At 66.9% G+C, this 16,568-nt stretch carries 17 protein-coding genes; 7 read left to right on the top strand and 10 right to left on the bottom strand.

Annotation, left to right across the window (positions count from 1 at the left end):
* The first annotated feature begins 146 nt into the window (after positions 1 to 146).
* The 5 genes from ROJ8625_RS10575 (at position 147) to ROJ8625_RS10555 (ending at position 3,947) form a co-directional block, all read left to right on the top strand.
* Complete coding sequence (locus ROJ8625_RS10575; protein ID WP_085791842.1) at positions 147 to 779, top strand: ATP-dependent Clp protease proteolytic subunit; 633 nt, start codon at positions 147 to 149, stop codon at positions 777 to 779.
* 176 nt (positions 780 to 955) lie between these two features.
* Positions 956 to 2,221 (top strand): ATP-dependent Clp protease ATP-binding subunit ClpX, encoded by a 1,266-nt coding sequence (gene clpX, locus ROJ8625_RS10570; RefSeq protein WP_085791841.1) that lies wholly within the window; start codon positions 956 to 958, stop codon positions 2,219 to 2,221.
* A gap of 187 nt (positions 2,222 to 2,408) precedes the next feature.
* The gene (locus ROJ8625_RS10565; protein WP_085791840.1) at positions 2,409 to 2,951 is read left to right on the top strand and encodes a PRC-barrel domain-containing protein; all 543 of its coding nucleotides are present in this window, start codon (positions 2,409 to 2,411) and stop codon (positions 2,949 to 2,951) included.
* 226 nt (positions 2,952 to 3,177) lie between these two features.
* A complete protein-coding gene (locus tag ROJ8625_RS10560; protein ID WP_085791839.1) occupies positions 3,178 to 3,561 on the top strand; it encodes an NADH:ubiquinone oxidoreductase subunit NDUFA12 in 384 nt (127 codons plus the stop codon).
* Complete coding sequence (locus ROJ8625_RS10555) at positions 3,558 to 3,947, top strand: DUF2155 domain-containing protein (RefSeq protein WP_234984230.1); 390 nt, start codon at positions 3,558 to 3,560, stop codon at positions 3,945 to 3,947. The genes ROJ8625_RS10560 and ROJ8625_RS10555 overlap by 4 nt, the downstream gene beginning before the upstream one ends.
* On the opposite strand, the gene aat is transcribed toward ROJ8625_RS10555, so the two are convergent.
* From aat to ROJ8625_RS10505, 10 genes are all read right to left on the bottom strand, one after another.
* Positions 3,911 to 4,546: a leucyl/phenylalanyl-tRNA--protein transferase gene (gene aat, locus ROJ8625_RS10550; RefSeq protein ID WP_085791838.1), complete on the bottom strand. Its 636-nt coding sequence runs from the start codon at positions 4,544 to 4,546 to the stop codon at positions 3,911 to 3,913. The two genes, ROJ8625_RS10555 and aat, sit on opposite strands and share 37 nt — an antisense overlap.
* The gene (accC, locus tag ROJ8625_RS10545) at positions 4,543 to 5,889 is read right to left on the bottom strand and encodes an acetyl-CoA carboxylase biotin carboxylase subunit (protein ID WP_085791837.1); all 1,347 of its coding nucleotides are present in this window, start codon (positions 5,887 to 5,889) and stop codon (positions 4,543 to 4,545) included. The genes aat and accC overlap by 4 nt, the downstream gene beginning before the upstream one ends.
* A gap of 5 nt (positions 5,890 to 5,894) precedes the next feature.
* Entirely contained in the window at positions 5,895 to 6,398 is a 504-nt protein-coding gene (accB, locus tag ROJ8625_RS10540; RefSeq protein ID WP_085791918.1) for an acetyl-CoA carboxylase biotin carboxyl carrier protein, read from the bottom strand.
* A gap of 124 nt (positions 6,399 to 6,522) precedes the next feature.
* Positions 6,523 to 6,921: a hypothetical protein gene (locus ROJ8625_RS10535; protein ID WP_085791836.1), complete on the bottom strand. Its 399-nt coding sequence runs from the start codon at positions 6,919 to 6,921 to the stop codon at positions 6,523 to 6,525.
* Between the two features lie 128 nt (positions 6,922 to 7,049).
* Positions 7,050 to 8,996, bottom strand: coding sequence for an acetate--CoA ligase (acs, locus tag ROJ8625_RS10530; RefSeq protein WP_085791835.1), 1,947 nt, complete (start codon positions 8,994 to 8,996; stop codon positions 7,050 to 7,052).
* Positions 8,997 to 9,121: 125 nt separating this feature from the next.
* Positions 9,122 to 9,877 (bottom strand): ABC transporter ATP-binding protein, encoded by a 756-nt coding sequence (locus ROJ8625_RS10525; protein ID WP_085791834.1) that lies wholly within the window; start codon positions 9,875 to 9,877, stop codon positions 9,122 to 9,124.
* Between the two features lie 49 nt (positions 9,878 to 9,926).
* Positions 9,927 to 10,682: an ABC transporter ATP-binding protein gene (locus tag ROJ8625_RS10520; RefSeq protein ID WP_085791833.1), complete on the bottom strand. Its 756-nt coding sequence runs from the start codon at positions 10,680 to 10,682 to the stop codon at positions 9,927 to 9,929.
* 12 nt (positions 10,683 to 10,694) lie between these two features.
* A complete protein-coding gene (locus ROJ8625_RS10515; RefSeq protein WP_085791832.1) occupies positions 10,695 to 11,969 on the bottom strand; it encodes a branched-chain amino acid ABC transporter permease in 1,275 nt (424 codons plus the stop codon).
* A 3-nt stretch (positions 11,970 to 11,972) separates the two neighbouring features.
* Entirely contained in the window at positions 11,973 to 13,004 is a 1,032-nt protein-coding gene (locus tag ROJ8625_RS10510) for a branched-chain amino acid ABC transporter permease (RefSeq protein ID WP_085791831.1), read from the bottom strand.
* Positions 13,005 to 13,109: 105 nt separating this feature from the next.
* Complete coding sequence (locus ROJ8625_RS10505; RefSeq protein ID WP_085791830.1) at positions 13,110 to 14,471, bottom strand: substrate-binding protein; 1,362 nt, start codon at positions 14,469 to 14,471, stop codon at positions 13,110 to 13,112.
* Positions 14,472 to 14,695: 224 nt separating this feature from the next.
* Here ROJ8625_RS10505 and ROJ8625_RS10500 point away from each other — a divergent pair, with 224 nt between their 5' ends.
* Both ROJ8625_RS10500 and ROJ8625_RS10495 read left to right on the top strand, forming a co-directional pair.
* Positions 14,696 to 16,012, top strand: a complete 1,317-nt coding sequence (locus ROJ8625_RS10500) for a helix-turn-helix domain-containing protein (protein ID WP_085791829.1) — start codon at positions 14,696 to 14,698, stop codon at positions 16,010 to 16,012.
* 183 nt (positions 16,013 to 16,195) lie between these two features.
* Complete coding sequence (locus ROJ8625_RS10495) at positions 16,196 to 16,567, top strand: response regulator transcription factor (protein WP_085791828.1); 372 nt, start codon at positions 16,196 to 16,198, stop codon at positions 16,565 to 16,567.
* The last annotated feature ends 1 nt before the right edge of the window (position 16,568 follow it).

Below are 16,568 nucleotides of genomic sequence, written 5' to 3'. Positions count from 1 at the left end.
CAACGCGGCGCTCGGCCGCGGGACCGGATGTCGCCCGCGGCCGCGGGGCCAAATCACCGGGGCGCCCCTTGCGGCTGTGCGGAGGCACTACTAAGACTCTGGCAACGCCAGACCGGCAACAATCTTCCGACATGAGGCAGGCTGACATGACCGATCCGTTCGAGACCTACATGAACACGCTGGTGCCGATGGTGGTCGAGCAGACCAGCCGCGGCGAGCGTGCCTACGACATCTTTTCGCGCCTGCTGAAGGAGCGGATCATCTTCGTGAACGGGCCGGTTCACGACGGCATGTCGTCGCTGATCGTGGCGCAGCTTCTGCACCTCGAGGCGGAGAACCCGTCGAAGGATATCTCGATGTACATCAACTCGCCTGGCGGCGTGGTGACCAGCGGACTGTCGATCTACGACACGATGCAGTACATCAAGCCGAAGGTGTCGACCCTGGTGATCGGTCAGGCGGCCTCGATGGGCTCGCTGCTGCTGACCGCGGGTGCCACCGGAATGCGGTTCTCGCTGCCCAACAGCCGCATCATGGTTCACCAGCCCTCGGGCGGCTACCAGGGCCAGGCGACGGACATCATGATCCACGCCGAAGAGACCATCAAACTCAAGCGGCGTCTGAACGAGATATACGTGAAGCATACCGGCCAGACGCTGAAGAAGGTCGAGGCCGCGCTGGAGCGCGACCACTTCATGTCGCCCGAGGATGCGAAGGAATGGGGCCTCATCGACGACATCGTCGCGAGCCGCGAAGAGGCTCAGGAGGCGACGTCCTGAGCGTCGCGCGCGGCGCAGGACCAGACGTTAAGCACGACGCGGGGCGCGCGCGCCCCGTGACAACTTTTCGGATTGTGACGGGTCGGGGTCTGTCCTAGTCTCGTTACCGGACGGCGCTGCGGGTCACCCGCTGCGCGTCCGGGCCGAATTCTGCGAAGGCCGGGAAAGGTTTGAATATGGCGACGAACTCTGGCGGCGACAGCAAGAACACGCTCTACTGCAGCTTCTGCGGCAAGAGCCAGCACGAGGTTCGCAAACTCATCGCCGGCCCGACGGTGTTCATCTGCGACGAATGCGTCGAACTGTGCATGGACATCATCCGCGAAGAGACCAAGGGATCCGGGCTCAAGAGCCATGACGGCGTTCCGACGCCGCACGAGATCTGCAAGGTTCTGGACGACTACGTGATCGGTCAGGCGATGGCGAAGCGCGTGCTGTCGGTTGCCGTGCACAACCACTACAAGCGTCTGAACCATGCGGCGAAATCCTCCGACATCGAATTGTCGAAGTCGAATATCCTGCTGATCGGTCCCACGGGCTGCGGCAAGACGCTTCTGGCGCAGACGCTGGCGCGGATCTTGGACGTACCGTTCACGATGGCAGACGCGACGACGCTGACCGAAGCGGGCTACGTCGGCGAGGATGTCGAGAACATCATCCTCAAGCTGCTGCAGTCGAGCGAATACAATGTCGAGCGCGCGCAGCGCGGCATCGTCTACATCGACGAGGTCGACAAGATCACCCGCAAGTCCGAGAACCCCTCGATCACCCGCGACGTTTCGGGGGAGGGCGTTCAGCAGGCGCTGCTGAAGCTGATGGAGGGCACCGTCGCGTCGGTGCCGCCGCAGGGCGGACGCAAGCATCCGCAGCAGGAGTTCCTGCAGGTCGACACGACGAACATCCTGTTCATCTGCGGCGGCGCGTTCGCCGGGCTGGACAAGATCATCGCGCAGCGCGGCAAGGGCTCGGCCATGGGCTTCGGCGCCGACGTGCGCAACGTCGAGGACCGCAACATCGGCGAGGTGTTCCAGGATCTGGAGCCCGAGGACCTTCTGAAGTTCGGTCTCATCCCGGAATTCGTTGGCCGTCTGCCGGTGCTGGCCACGCTCGAGGATCTCGACGAGGATGCGCTCGTCACCATCCTGACCGAGCCGAAGAACGCGCTGGTCAAGCAGTACCAGCGACTGTTCGAGCTCGAGGATACGACGCTGACCTTCACCGACGATGCCCTGTCGGCCATCGCGAAGAAGGCGATCGCCCGCAAGACGGGCGCTCGGGGGCTGCGCTCGATCCTCGAGGATATCCTGCTCGACACGATGTTCGACCTGCCGGGCATGGAAGACGTGGTCGAGGTCGTGGTGAACGACGAGGCGGTGACGTCCGAGGCCAAGCCGCTGATGATCTACGCCGACCAGAAGAAGGAGAGCGCGACAGCGGGCTGATTGGCACGACCATCGCCTGATCGTGTTCGAGGGGCGCGCCCGGGAAACCGGCGCGCCCCTTTCGCGTGGGCGTACACCCGGCGCCGATGGATGAGCGTCGCTTTGTAATCGCTTGTAATGTAACATTCAGGAACGTGGCGCAGGTGCATCCGTTGGTGGACAGATCCAACAACGCAAGGAGACAGCCTTGAAACATCTGCTCACCACCACCGCCGCTCTGCTTGTCGCCGCAACCCCGGCGGCCTTCGCGGACCAGCACAATTCCGAGCAGAACGCGGCGTCCGACGGCGGGTCCATGCAGGACACGCAGAACGCCGCAACGAACAGCCAAGACGGATCCGACATGTCGGACACCGACATGGCCTCCGACAGCGGTTCGGGTTCCGACGCGCAGGGTCAGATGATCCGAGCCAGCGACATCACCGGCGCCGAGATCTACACGACCAACGAAGCGCAGGATGAAGGCTGGGATCCCGACTTCACTTACGATGCCGTCGGCGGAGACTGGAACCAGATCGGCACGATCTCCGACGTCGTGTTCGATACGTCCGGCAATCTGAGCGGCTTCGTCGCCGAGATCGGCGGCTTTCTCGACATCGGGGACAAGGACATCCTGATCCAGCTCGATGACGTGAACCTCGTCGAGAGCGATGACTACGCCTTCGTGACGCGTCTGAACGAAGAAGACCTCGAAAGCATGGACAGCTTCACCCAAGACTACATGAATTGATCGCGTCCGGCCGGGGCAGCGCCCCGGCCACGCTTTGCCCGGGGCCGCCAGGCCTCGGGCCACTGTGCGCCCTTCGGAGACTTCCGTGCCCGGCGCGCACCGGACCTTCGTGACGGACCGGCATGTTCCCGATCACCTGGCCTGCGTTCGATTGCCTGCGGCGCCGGGCCACTGGACGTTCGGTCTGCGCTGCGGCATAACCGGCCCAGCCAAAACGGAGTCGTCCATGGGCATCCTCAAAACACTCCTGCAAGCCGTCACGTGGTGGAACGGGGGCACGCTCAACACGCTGCTCTATACCCGTCGTCACGGGCAGAAGGTCGGCGAGGACGCGCAGGGCAACACGTTCTACCAGACGAAAGATGGCAAGCGCCGTTGGGTGATCTATAACGGCGAGGCCGAGGCCTCGCGCGTCGATCCCGACTGGCACGGCTGGCTGCATCACACCTGGAAAGAGCCGCCGACGGAGCGTCCGCTGACGCACCGCGCGTGGGAGAAACCCCATGTCGAAAACCTGACGGGAACGGCGCTGGCCTATGCGCCGGCGGGGTCGATCCGCCGCGAAAAGCCGGCGGAGCGCGCCGACTACGAGGCGTGGAGCCCCGAGTGACCCGACGGATCCGCGGGATCGCGCGTGCCGTTGGCGTTGCTGCCGCGGCGGCACTGGCCGTGCCGGCGTCCGCGCAGGATCGCGTGGCCACCAGCGAGGGCGGCGGCGCAGAGTTGCGCGCGCTCGACAAGCTTACGGGGCAGGTGCAGGACGTTCAGCTCGCGGCCGGCCGGTCCGAACCGGTGGGCCGTATCGAGATCACGCTCGACGAATGCCGCTATCCGCAGGGCGACCCGGCCGGTGACGCCTTTGCCTTCCTGACGGTGCGCGAAGTCGGTGTTCCCGATCCGGTGTTTCGCGGCTGGATGATCGCCACCGCACCAGCGCTCAACCCGATGGATCACCCGCGCTATGACGTCTGGGTGTTGCGCTGCACCACGTCCTGACCGCTCGCGGGCAGCGGCGCACCCAGGAAATCGGCGCTTGCTGCAGCGGCGGTCGCCAGCCGGTCCTGATATTCCGAACGCGTGATCTCGACCCCGCCGAGCGATGCGAGATGCGGTGTCAGGAACTGCGTATCGAACAGCTGGAACCCGGTCGTCTTCAGGTGATCGACGAGCCAGGCCAGCGCGATCTTCGATCCGTCGCGGCGGCGGCTGAACATGCTCTCGCCGCAGTAGACGGCACCGAAGGCGACGCCGTAGACGCCTCCGGCGAGTTCGCCGTCCTGCCAGACTTCCAGCGAATGCGCATGACCCTGTTCGTGCAGGGCCGCATAGAGCCCGAGGATCTCAGCGTTGATCCAGGTTTCCGGCCGGTCGGCGCAGGCATGCATCACGCCCGCGAAGTCGCGGTCCAGCGTCACCTCGTACCGATCCTTGCGAAGCGTCCGCGCAAGGCTCTTCGATATGCGGAACCGGTCGAGCGGAATGATCCCGCGGTGCCGCGGATCGACCCAGAAGATATCCGGGTCGTTGCGGTGTTCGGCCATGGGAAAGACCCCGACCCGGTAGGCCTGCAGAACGAGCTGAGGGGAGACCGTCACACCCCGTCCCGGGCGAGCCAGTGTTCGAGCCAGTGGATATTGTAGGCGCCGGTCTGGACCGCTTCCTCCTCCAGCAGCGCGCGGAACAGCGGGATCGTGGTGTCCACGCCATCGACGATCAACTCGCCGAGCGCGCGGTTCATCCGGGCCAGCGCCTCGGTCCGGTCGCGGCCGTGCACGATCAGCTTGCCGATCAGGCTGTCATAGTAGGGCGGGATTCGGTAGCCGTCGTAAAGTGCGCTGTCGATCCGCACGCCCAGCCCGCCGGGAGCGTGGTATTGCGTGATCCGGCCGGGGGAGGGCGCAAAGCTCGGAAGCTTCTCGGCGTTGATGCGCGCCTCGATCGCGTGTCCGTTGATCTGCAGATCCTCCTGCACGAATGACAGCTCCTCGCCGGCGGCGACGCGGATCTGTTCGCGCACGAGATCCACGCCGAAGACCGCCTCGGTCACCGGATGCTCGACCTGCAGGCGGGTGTTCATCTCGATAAAGTAGAACTCGCCGTCCTCGTAGAGGAACTCGATCGTGCCGGCGCCGGAATAGCCGATCTCGGCCACGGCCTCGGCGCAGATCTTGCCGATGCGCGCGCGCTCGCCCTCGCTGATCGCGGGGCCGGGCGCCTCTTCGAGCACCTTCTGGTGGCGCCGCTGCAGGGAGCAGTCGCGCTCTCCGAGGTGCACGGCGCGGCCCTTGCCGTCACCGAAGACCTGCACCTCGATGTGGCGCGGCGTCGTGAGGTACTTCTCGATGTAGACCTCGTCGTTGCCGAATGCGGCCTTCGCCTCGGATCGCGCCGTCTGAAAGGCGCGCTCGAGCTCTTCCTCGCCGCGGGCGACCTTCATGCCGCGCCCGCCACCCCCGGCGGTGGCCTTGATGATGACCGGGTAGCCCATGTCGGCGGCCAGCGTCCGCGCGGTCTCGAAGTCCGCGACGCCGCCTTCAGAGCCCGGCACGCAGGGCACGCCGAGATCCTTCATCGTCTCCTTGGCGGTGATCTTGTCGCCCATGATGCGGATATGCTCGGCCGACGGGCCGATGAAGGTGATGCCGTGATCCTCGACCACCTGCACGAAGCGGGCGTTTTCGGACAGGAAGCCATAACCGGGATGGATCGCCTGCGCGCCCGTCACCTCGCAGGCCGAGATGATCGCAGGGATCGACAGGTACGACTGCGCGGAGGACGCGGGTCCGATGCAGATCGTCTCGTCGGCCATGCGCACGTGCATGGCGTCGGCATCGGCGGTCGAATGCACGGCAACGGACGAGATGCCCATCTCGCGGCACGCCCGGATGACGCGAAGCGCGATCTCGCCGCGGTTTGCAATCAGGATCTTGTCGAACATGGCCGTCACTCGAGGATGACGAGCGGGGCGCCGTACTCGACCGGGGCGCCATCGTCGACGAGGATCTGCGTGACGGTGCCGGCGCGCGGCGCGGGAATGTGGTTCATCGTCTTCATCGCTTCGACGATGAGCAGCGTGTCGCCCTCGTTGACCTGACCGCCAACCTTGACGAAGGCGGCCGAGCCCGGTTCGGGCTGCAGATAGACGGTGCCGACCATCGGAGACGTCACCGCCCCGGGGTGCTGCGCGGGATCCGCGGGTTCGGGAGCGGCTGTTTCGGCTGCGGCCGGCTGGGCCGCGGGGCCGGGGGCGGGCGCGGTTGGCGCGGGGGGCACGTGAACCTGGCTGGGTGCGGCTTGCGCCTGGTGCATCCGGCTGACGCGCACGCTCAGGCTGTCGTCGTCGCCGTACTCGCGCTTGACCTGAAGTTCCGTCAGATCGTTTTCGCGCAAGAGCTCCGCCAGTGCCTGGATGAAGGCCACGTCCGCGTCGTGCTTGCTCTCTGCCATGATGTCCTCGACCGTCTCTGCCCGCTCCGCGGCTTCGTGCCGCGGCTGGAGCGGCTTATAGGCGAAGCTCGGACGCAAGAAAAGCAGTCCGCATCACGGGCAGATGGAACGGGATCGGCGGCGATCAAGGTCCGGGGGCATTCGCGCCGTCCTCGCGGGGTGCGTTCGCGGCCGGTCCGGCCGCCGCAGCGGCATACGAGAAGGCGACGCGTGCGCCGTTTTCCGGCGGGGTGGTCGCCCCGGTGTCGAGTCCGGCTTCCGGGCTTTCGAGCATCGCGGCGATGCGCAGCTGCATGATCGTCGGCGGCGCGATGTGATCGGCCGGCGAGGCGAGCGCGGCCTGCAACTCCTCGCGCGGCGACGCGGTCGCAAGCCGGCGGTCGGGCGCGTTGTCGGCCGAGGACGGCGCGGGCGTGGCCTCGACCCGGCGCGGATCGGGGCCGCGCGGCGGTACGCCGGGAACGCCGAAGGGATGACCCGAAACGAGAGGGGCCGCCGGGATGGCTGGCAGAGTGATCTGCATCGCTCGAACTCCAAGACGACTGAACGCGCCGCGATGCTAGCACGCGACACCGATGCCCGGATCGGTTTTTGATCTTCGTGGTTAATCGAAGGCGAGGGCGGCCGCGGCCGGCCGCCCTCGCGGGGTCCTCACCCCTTGTTCTGCCGGTTTTCGATGAGGTCGTCGACGACGGCGGGGTCGGCGAGCGTCGATGTGTCGCCGAGGGATCCGTAGTCGTTTTCGGCGATCTTGCGCAGGATGCGGCGCATGATCTTGCCGGACCGGGTCTTGGGCAGGCCGGGGGCCCACTGGATGAGGTCGGGTTTGGCGATCGGGCCGATCTCCTGGCGCACCCAGGTCTGGAGCTCTTTCTTGAGCTCGTCGGAGGCCTCGACCCCGGTCATCAGGGTGACGTAGCAATAGATGCCCTGGCCCTTGACGTCGTGGGGGTAGCCCACGACCGCGGCCTCGGCGACCTTCTCGTGGGCGACGAGGGCGCTCTCGACCTCGGCGGTGCCCATGCGGTGGCCCGAGACGTTGATGACGTCGTCGACGCGCCCGGTGATCCAGTAGTCGCCGTCGGCGTCGCGGCGGCAGCCGTCGCCCGAGAAGTAGTAGCCCTTGTACTGCTGGAAGTAGGTGTTCTCGAAGCGCTCGTGATCGCCCCAGACGGTGCGCATCTGCCCCGGCCAGCTGTCGGCGAAGGCGAGCACGCCCGAGGCCTCGGTGTCGTCGATCTCCTTGCCGCTCTCGGGCTCGAGCACCACCGGGCGCACGCCGAAGAACGGCTGCATCGCCGCGCCGGGCTTGGTGGCGTGGGCGCCGGGCAGGGGCGTGATCAGGTGCCCGCCGGTCTCGGTCTGCCAGTAGGTGTCGACGATCGGGCAGCGGTTCTGGCCGACCACGTCGTTGTACCACGCCCAGGCCTCGGGGTTGATCGGCTCGCCCACCGTGCCGAGGATGCGCAGCGACGACAGGTCCGAGCCGGTCACGTAGGCGTCGCCCTGGCCCATCAGCGCGCGGATCGCCGTCGGCGCGGTGTAGAACTGGGTGACGGCGTGCTTTTCGCAGACCTGCCAGAAGCGGGAGGCGGAGGGCCAGGTGGGCACGCCCTCGAACATCCGCGTGGTCGAGCCGTTGGCGAGGGGGCCGTAGACGATGTAGCTGTGCCCGGTGACCCAGCCGACATCGGCGGTGCACCAGTAGATGTCGCCGTCATGGACGTCGAAGGTGATCTCGTGGGTCATCGCGGCGTAGACGAGGTAGCCGCCGGAGGTGTGCACCACGCCCTTGGGCTGGCCGGTCGAGCCGGAGGTGTAGAGGATGAAGAGCGGATCCTCCGCGCCCATCTCCTCGGCCGGGCAGTCGGTGGCGGCGTCCCGCATCGCCGCGGTGAGGTCGACGTCCTGGCCGGTCCAGGTGGTCTGGCCGCCGGTGCGCTTGACCACCAGGCACTTCACCCGGTCGTCGCAGTGGATCAGCGCCTTGTCGGTGTTCGACTTGAGCGCGGTCTTGCGGCCGCCGCGCGGCGCCTCGTCGGCGGTGATGACGACCTTGGCGCCGCAGCCGTTGATCCGCTGGCCGAGCGCGTCGGGCGAGAAGCCGGCGAAGACGACCGAGTGGATGGCGCCGATCCGCGCGCAGGCCAGCATCGCGTAGGCGGCCTCGGGGATCATCGGCAGGTAGAGCACCACGCGGTCGCCGCGGCCGACGCCGTGGTCCTTGAGCACGTTGGCCATGCGGCAGACGTTCTCGTGCAGCTCGCGGTAGGTGATCGCCTGCGCCGGCTCCTCGGGATCGTCGGGCTCCCACAGGATCGCGGTCTGCTCGGCGCGGGTGGCGAGATGGCGGTCGACGCAGTTCTCGGCCACGTTCAGCGTGCCGTCCTCGAACCACTTGATCGACACCGACCCGTGGGTGAAGTCCACGTCCTTGATCCTCGTCGGCGCCCGGCGCCAGTCGAGACGCTTCGCCTCCTCGGCCCAGAACCCCTCGGGATCCTCCACAGAACGCGCGTACATCTCCGCGTACCGCGCATGATCCACATGCGCCCGCGACACGGTCGCATCGCTGGGTTCGTAAACTGTGTCTTTCATCTCGGCCTCCTCCTCTTTGCCGGGTGAACGCGCGGCGCGTTTCCCCCGTTCCTAGCAGAAAGGCCGGGAGCATGCGCCCCCGGCCTTGGTCGGTCCGGCCCCGGGGGCCGGCGTGAGCGCGGGGTTCAGATCGCGAGGTATTCGGTGCGCAGCTCTTCGTTCTCGAGCACCTCGCCGGCCGAGCCGTCGTAGACGATGGATCCGGTGTCGAGGATGATCGCGCGATCGGCGAGCTGGAGCGCGCGCACGGCGTTCTGTTCGACGAGGATCGTGGTCATGCCCTGTTCCTTGATGTGGCGCAGGGTCTTCTCGATCTCGTCGACGATCACCGGGGCGAGCCCCTCGTAGGGCTCGTCGAGCAGCAGAACCTTGATGTCGCGTGCCAGCGCGCGGGCGATCGACAGCATCTGCTGTTCGCCGCCCGACAGGGTCACGCCCTCCTGGCGCCGGCGCTCGCCAAGCCGCGGGAAGAGCTCGTAGAGCCGGTCGAGCGACCAGCCGATCGGCGGCTGGATCTGCGCGAGTTGCAGATTCTCCTCGACGGTCAGGCCGGGGATGATGCGCCGGTCCTCGGGCACGAGGCCGAGCCCCGCCTGCGCCGCCTCGTAGGACTTCATCTTGTGTAGCGGCTGGTGGTCCAGCCAGATCTCGCCCTTCATCACCTGCGGATTGTCGAGGCGCGCGATCGAGCGCAGGGTCGTGGTCTTGCCCGCGCCGTTGCGGCCCAGGAGCGCGAGGATCTCGCCTTCGTGCACGTTGAAGCTGATGCCCTGCACGATGTAGCTCTCGCCGTAATACGAGTGCATGTCCCAGATCGACAGGAAGGCCGGCGCGGTTTCCGCCTGGTTGGCGTTCTTGGAGAAGTCGGGTCTGACGTTCATCGTCGTGTCCTCTTGTTCGTCGGGCCGGAGCCGGGCGCGCGGCGCCCGCTCAGGCGGCCTCGCCCAGATACGCTTCCTTGACCTTCGGATGGCCCTTGATGTTCTCGGGCGTGTCCTCGACCAGCGGCGTGCCCTGCGCCAGCACGGTGATCCGGTCGGCGAGGCTGAAGACCACGTGCATGTCGTGCTCGATGATGCACATGGTGATGTCGCGCTTCGACTTGATCTCCTTGAGCAGGTCGATCGTGTTGTTGGTATCGGCGCGCGCCATGCCGGCGGTCGGCTCGTCCAGCAGCAGGAGTTTCGGGCGCTGGATCAGGCACATCGCCATCTCCAGCCGCCGCTTGTCCCCGCGCGAGAGCGAGCCCGCATGGAAATCCCGCTTCTCGAGCATGTTGACCTCGGCCAGCATCCGCTCGGCCTCGTCGATCAGGTCGGCCTCGTCGGTCACCGCCTCGAAGGCGTGCATCCGGAAGGCCCCGTCGCGCTTGGCAAAGAGCGGGATCATCATGTTCTCGAACACCGTCAGGTCACCGAAGATCTCGGGCGTCTGGAACACCCGGGAAATGCCCATCTGGTTGATCTCGAACGGCTTGCGGCCAAGCACGCTCTGGCCGGCGAACATCACCGAGCCGGTGTCGGGGATGAGCTTGCCGACGAGGCAGTTGAGCAGCGTCGACTTGCCCGCCCCGTTGGGGCCGATGATCGCGTGGACGGTGTTCTCGGCGACCGAGAGGTTCACGTCCCCCAGCGCCTGCAGCCCGCCGAAGCGCTTGTTCACGTCCTTGACTTCGAGCAGTCCCATCGCTCGCGCTCCTTATTCGGCCGGGGTGTCGTTGGTGGATCGCGTCTCCGGGCCGGACTTGCGGCGGAAGAGGCGCGACAGGCGCTGGCCGCCCTCGACGAGACCGCCCGGCAGGAAGATCACGACGGCCATGAACATCAGCCCGAGCGTCAGGTGCCAGCCCTTGCCCACGAAGGGGTGGACGATTGCCACCACGAAGTTCTCGAGCCCGTCGGGCAGGAAGGCGAACCAGCCGTGGAGGACGCTGTCGTTGAGCTTCGAGAAGATGTTCTCGAAGTACTTGATGACGCCGGCGCCGAGAACCGGGCCGATCAGCGTGCCGGCGCCGCCGAGGATGGTCATCAGCACCACCTCGCCGGAGGCGGTCCACTGCATCCGCTCCGCGCCGGCGAGCGGGTCCATCGACACCATGAGCCCGCCCGCGAGGCCTGCGTACATGCCCGAGATGACGAACGCGCCGAGCGTGTAGGGACGGGCGTTGAGGCCGGTGTAGTAGAGTCGTTGCTGGTTCGACTTCACCGCGCGGAGCATCATGCCGAAAGGCGAACGGAAGAGCCGGATCGCGAGGTAGAAGGCCACCAGCATCACGGCGGCGCAGAAGTAGTAGCCGACATTGAGCGAGAAGCTCCACGCGCCGAGGCGCAGGTCCGTCGTCTCGCGCATCTCGACACCGAAGAGCGAGGGGACCGGGATGTTGCCGCTGGCGCTGGCCGCCGCGCCGAGGATGCGCGGATCCGACAGCGACAGCTGCAGGCCGGTTTCGCCGCCGGTGATCGGCGTCAGCACCGAGTAGGCGAGGGCGAAGCACATCTGCGCGAAGGCGAGCGTGAGGATCGAGAAGTAGATGCCCGAGCGGCGCAGGCTGACATAGCCGATGACCACGCTGAACAGTCCCGCGGTGATGACCGAGGCGGCGATCGCCGGCAGGACATCCATTCCGATGAGCTTGAACATCCAGACGCCCGCGTAGGAGCCCACGCCGAGGAATGCGGCGTGACCGAATGAGAGATAGCCGGTCAGCCCGAACAGAATGTTGAAGCCGATGGCGAAGATCCCGAAGATCACGAACCGCTGCATCAGGTCGGGATAGCCCGCGTTGAACTGCGCCAGGCTCGAGTCCGCCGGGAACGGGTTGAGCAGGAACGGCGCGCAGAGCGTCAGCCCGGCAACGAACAGGAAAAGGCCGAGGTCGCGGGGCGCGAGACCGAGCGTGGCGCCGCGCCGCCGGGTATCCGGCGAGGTCGCGGCCGGACGCTGGGCCGGGGCGGATTGGGTCTGATCGGTCATCGGTTACTCCTCCATGACGCCCTTGCGGCCCATCAGGCCGCGCGGGCGGGTGAGCAGGATCAGGATGGCGACCAGGTAGATGATGACCTGGTTGATGCCGGGGATGAGGTCGATCACCTCGCGCATCGACGCGAAGCTCTCGAGGATGCCGAGCAGGAAGCCGGCCAGGACCGCGCCGGGCAGCGAGCCCATGCCGCCGACCACGACGACGACGAAGCTCAGCACGAGAAAATCCATGCCCATGTGATAATTCGGCGGGTTGATCGGCGTGTACATCACGCCGGCCAGGCCCGCGACCGCCGCGGCGATGCCGAACATGATGGTGAAGCGGCGGTCGATGTTGATGCCGAGCAGCCCCACCGTTTCGCGGTCGGCCATGCCGGCGCGTACCACCATGCCGAAGGTGGTGAACTGCAGGAAGGCGAAGACGCCGCCGATGATGAGCGCCGCGAAGGCGAAGTAGACGAGCCGCCAGTAGGGATAGAGAATGGTCAGCGGATCGAAGCCCAGCAGGACGCCGAAATCGAACGATCCCTGGAAGGCCGAGGGCGCCGGGGTGGGGATCGGGTTGGCGCCGTAGAAATACTTGATGATCTCCTGCAGCACGATCGCGAGGCCGAAGGTCACGAGGATCTGGTCGGCGTGCGGGCGCTTGTAGAAATGCTTGATGAGGCCGCGTTCCATGATCCAGCCGATCGTGATCATGATCGGGATCGCGAAGAGGATGGACAGGGGCACCGCCCAGTCGATGAGGAACGCGCCTCCGGATTCGCCGAACCAGTCGACGACGTAGGGCACCTGCACCTCCATCGGGTTTCCGAGAAAGTCCGTGCGGCTCTCGTCGATCACGGTGCGGCTCGACTCGATCAGCCGGCTCAGCGTCACCGCGCAGAACGCGCCGATCATGAACAGCGCGCCGTGGGCGAAGTTCACGACGCCCAGCGTGCCGAAGATCAGCGTCAGCCCGAGCGCGATCAACGCGTAGGCCGAGCCCTTGTCGAGGCCGTTGAGGATTTGGAGGATGATGGCGTCCATTGCGCGAACCTCGTCATCGATATCGGCGGAAAGGGTCGGCCCGCGGGCCGACCCGAAGATCCGGGCCGCGCGCGTCGTCGCGGCGGCCCGGCCGGAGCATGCGGATCAGGCGCCCGCGTTGCAGGTGCCGAGCGAGCCGCCCGAGAACTGCGGGTGGTCGGGCTCGTAGGTGACCTGGTCGACCGGCGTGACCTCGACGATCTCCACGAGATCGAACTCGTTCTCCGGGTTCTCCTTGCCGCGCACCACGACCACGTCCTTGAAGCACTGGTGATCGTCCGCGCGGTAGAGCGTCGGACCGTTGCCGAGGCCGTCGAACTCGAAGCCCTCGAGCGCCTCGACCACCGCGCAGGGGTTGAAGCTGCCGGCGCGGGTCACGGCATCGGCGTACAGCAGCGTCTGCACGTAGCAGGTGTGCGCCGCCTGGCTCGGCGGGAAGCCGTATTTCTCGCCGAAGGACTGAACGAACGCGTTGGTGCCGGCGTACTTGGCGCCAAGCTCGTTCTCCAGTTTCCAGTCCCAGTTCTGCGAGCCGAGGATGCCGGTGATGTTCTCGCCGGCGCCGCGCGCCATGAGCTCCGAGTAGAGCGGCACGACGATCTCGAACTGCTTGCCGTTGGCCTCCTGCTGGCGCAGCCCGAACTGAACGGCGTTGGTCAGCGAGTTGACCATGTTGCCGCCGTAGTGGTTCAGGACCAGCACGTCGGCACCCGACTGCAGGACCGGCGCGATGTAGGAGGAAAAGTCGGTCTGGGTCAGCGGGGTCTTCACCGCCGCGACGGTTTCCCAGCCCATCGCCTCGGTCGACGAGCGGATCGCCTCCTCGGTGGTGTAGCCCCAGTTGTAGTCGGCGGTCAGGTGGTAGGCCTTGCGGTCCTCGCCATACTGCGCCGCGAGGATCGGCGCGAGCGCGGCGCCCGACATGTACGAATTGAAGAAGTGGCGGAAGCCGTTGGCTCGCTTGTCCTTGCCGGTCGTGTCGTTGGAGTGCGTCAGGCCGGCCATGAAGATGATGCCCGCCTCCTGGCAGAGCGCCTGAACCGCCACCGCGACGCCCGAGGACGAGCCGCCGGACACCATGATCGCGCCGTCCTTCTCGATCATCGAGCGGGCGGAGGCGCGGGCGGCGTCGGATTTCGTCTGGGTGTCGCCGGTCACGTATTCCACGCGACGGCCGAGGATGCCGGTGCCGTCGAGGTTCTTCTCGGAGAAGGTCTGCAGCATGCCGCCGTCGTCTTCGCCGTTCAGGTGCTCGACCGCGAGTTCGAAGGCGCGCAGCTCGTCCGCGCCCTCGTCCGCGTAGGGGCCGGTCTGGGGCACGTTGAAGCCGAGCGTCACGGTGTCGCCCTGCGGCGCGTTGGTGAAGCCACTTTCCTGCGCGCGCAGATACGTGGGCAGCGCCAGTCCGGCGCCGGCGATCGCACCGGTCTGGATCACGCCGCGGCGTGTCACATGGCGTTTCGTCATGTCGTCCTCCCTTTCATGTGTCTTGCGAGGTCCGGCTCTCCTCTCCGGACGGTCGCAGGCCCCTTGCGGGTGCAAAGCAACTATGGGGAAGAGGCAGAAAATCGCGCAACAACACGCTTGCGAGAAACGACTTTTTTGTAAAAGAATGCACAGCGGGCGCGGCCTATCTGTAAACAAATTATTCGGCAGCGCAGAAAACCGCTGATAATACGGGACTAATCTCTGTGCCGCGCGAAACGCTCACCGGTAGCAGGATCCGCGAACGCCGGATCATGGCGGGCCTCAAGCAGGCCGAACTCGCGCGGCAGGCGAACATCTCGGCATCATACCTCAACCTGATCGAGCACAACCGCAGGAGAATCGGCGGCAAGTTGCTGCTCGACATCGCCCAGGTGCTTGACGTGGAGCCCGCGATCCTGACCGAGGGCGCGGAAGCCACGCTGATCGCGGCACTGCGCGAAGCGGCCGCCCATGCGCGCGACCACGGCGCGGAGATCGAGCGCGTCGACGAGTTCGCCGGCCGGTTTCCCGGCTGGGCCCGGCTCCTGGCCGAGACCTACCGGAGGAGCGGCGCGCTCGAGCGGATGGTGGAAACGCTGTCCGACCGCCTCACGCACGATCCCCATCTTGCCGAGGCGCTGCACGAGATGCTGTCGACCGTGACGGCGATCCGCTCGACCTCGTCGATCCTCGCCGAGCCGGGCGAGATCCCGACAGGTTGGCAGCGCCGGTTTCATCGCAACATCCACGAGGACAGTGCGCGGCTCGCGGAAACCGCGCGAACGCTGGTCAGCTACCTCGACGCGGCCGAGGATGCCTCGGCCGACCGGTCGGCCCCGCAGGAGGAGGTGGATGCCGTGCTCGCCGATGCCGACCACCGCTTCGAGGCGCTGGAAAGCGGCGCGACGGCACCGGAGGACATCGTGCGCGACCTGTCGGAGACCAGCTCTCACACCGCGCGGACGATGCTCGAACGCACGCTCGCGCGCTATGCAGAGGATGCGCGTGCGGTGCCGCTCGACACGCTGACGGACGCGGTGTCGCTGCACGGGACCGATCCTTTCGAGCTCGCCGCGCACCTCGGAGCGGAGCCGGGGCGGGTGATGCGCCGGTTGGCGGCCCTGCCGGAAGCGGTGGCGCCGGCGATGGGGCTCGCGATCTGTGACGGCGCCGGCGCGCTGACCTACCGAAAGCCCTTGCCGGACTTTCCGATGCCGCGCTTCGGGGCTGGCTGCCCGCTCTGGCCGCTCTACCACGCGCTGTCCCAGCCGATGCAGCCGATCGCGCGCCCGGTGGCCCAGCCGAGCCGGGACCGCGTGAGCTTCGACGCCTTTGCCATCGCCGTGCCGAGCGGACCGCTCGTGCCCGGTGTGCTGCCGCTCTACGAGGCGCACATGCTGATCGTGCCGCGCGCCGGCGCGGAGGGCGCGACGGTCGAGCCGCTGCCGGTCGGAGTCACCTGCCGTATCTGCCCGCGCGACGGGTGCGCGGGACGGCGCGAGCCGTCGATCCTCGCGCGGGACGGCGGGTTGTCCGGCTGACGCGCGGCGCTGTCGTGATCTTTTGACAGCCGTGTGAGGATTGCCCATAACGAATTCAATAGCGATGGCGGCGACGACTGGGAGGGGCGGCGCCGCGTTCCGCGGCCGGGGAAGGGGCGCGGACCGGACCCGCGCCCGGCTGGCAGGTTTCGGATCGCGACGCGGAGGGGAGGAGAGCCGTGCATGCGCCGAGACATCCTGCTGATCGAGGATGAGCCGAACATCATCGAGGCGATCAGGTTCATCCTGTCGCGCGACGGCTGGACAGTGAACACCCATGCCAACGGCGTCGACGCGGTCGAGCGCGTGCGAACGCTGCGACCCGATGTCGTGATCCTCGACGTGATGCTGCCGGGGCGGTCGGGGCACGACATTCTGCGCGAGTTGCGATCCGAACCCGACTTTGCCGACCTGCCGATCCTGATGCTGACTGCTCGCGGCCAGACGCGGGACCGCGAACTGGCCGAGCAGGCGGGTGTGACGGCGTTCATGACCAAGCCCTTCTCCAACGCCGAGATGCTCGAGGCGGTACGCTCGCTCGTACCGGTGTCGTGAC

Origin of the sequence: Roseivivax jejudonensis (assembly GCF_900172265.1) — a bacterium.
Classification (GTDB): Bacteria; Pseudomonadota; Alphaproteobacteria; order Rhodobacterales; family Rhodobacteraceae; genus Roseivivax; species Roseivivax jejudonensis.
The sequence above is the reverse complement of the archived record's forward strand: the minus strand, read 5'-3'. Positions and strand labels throughout refer to the sequence as shown.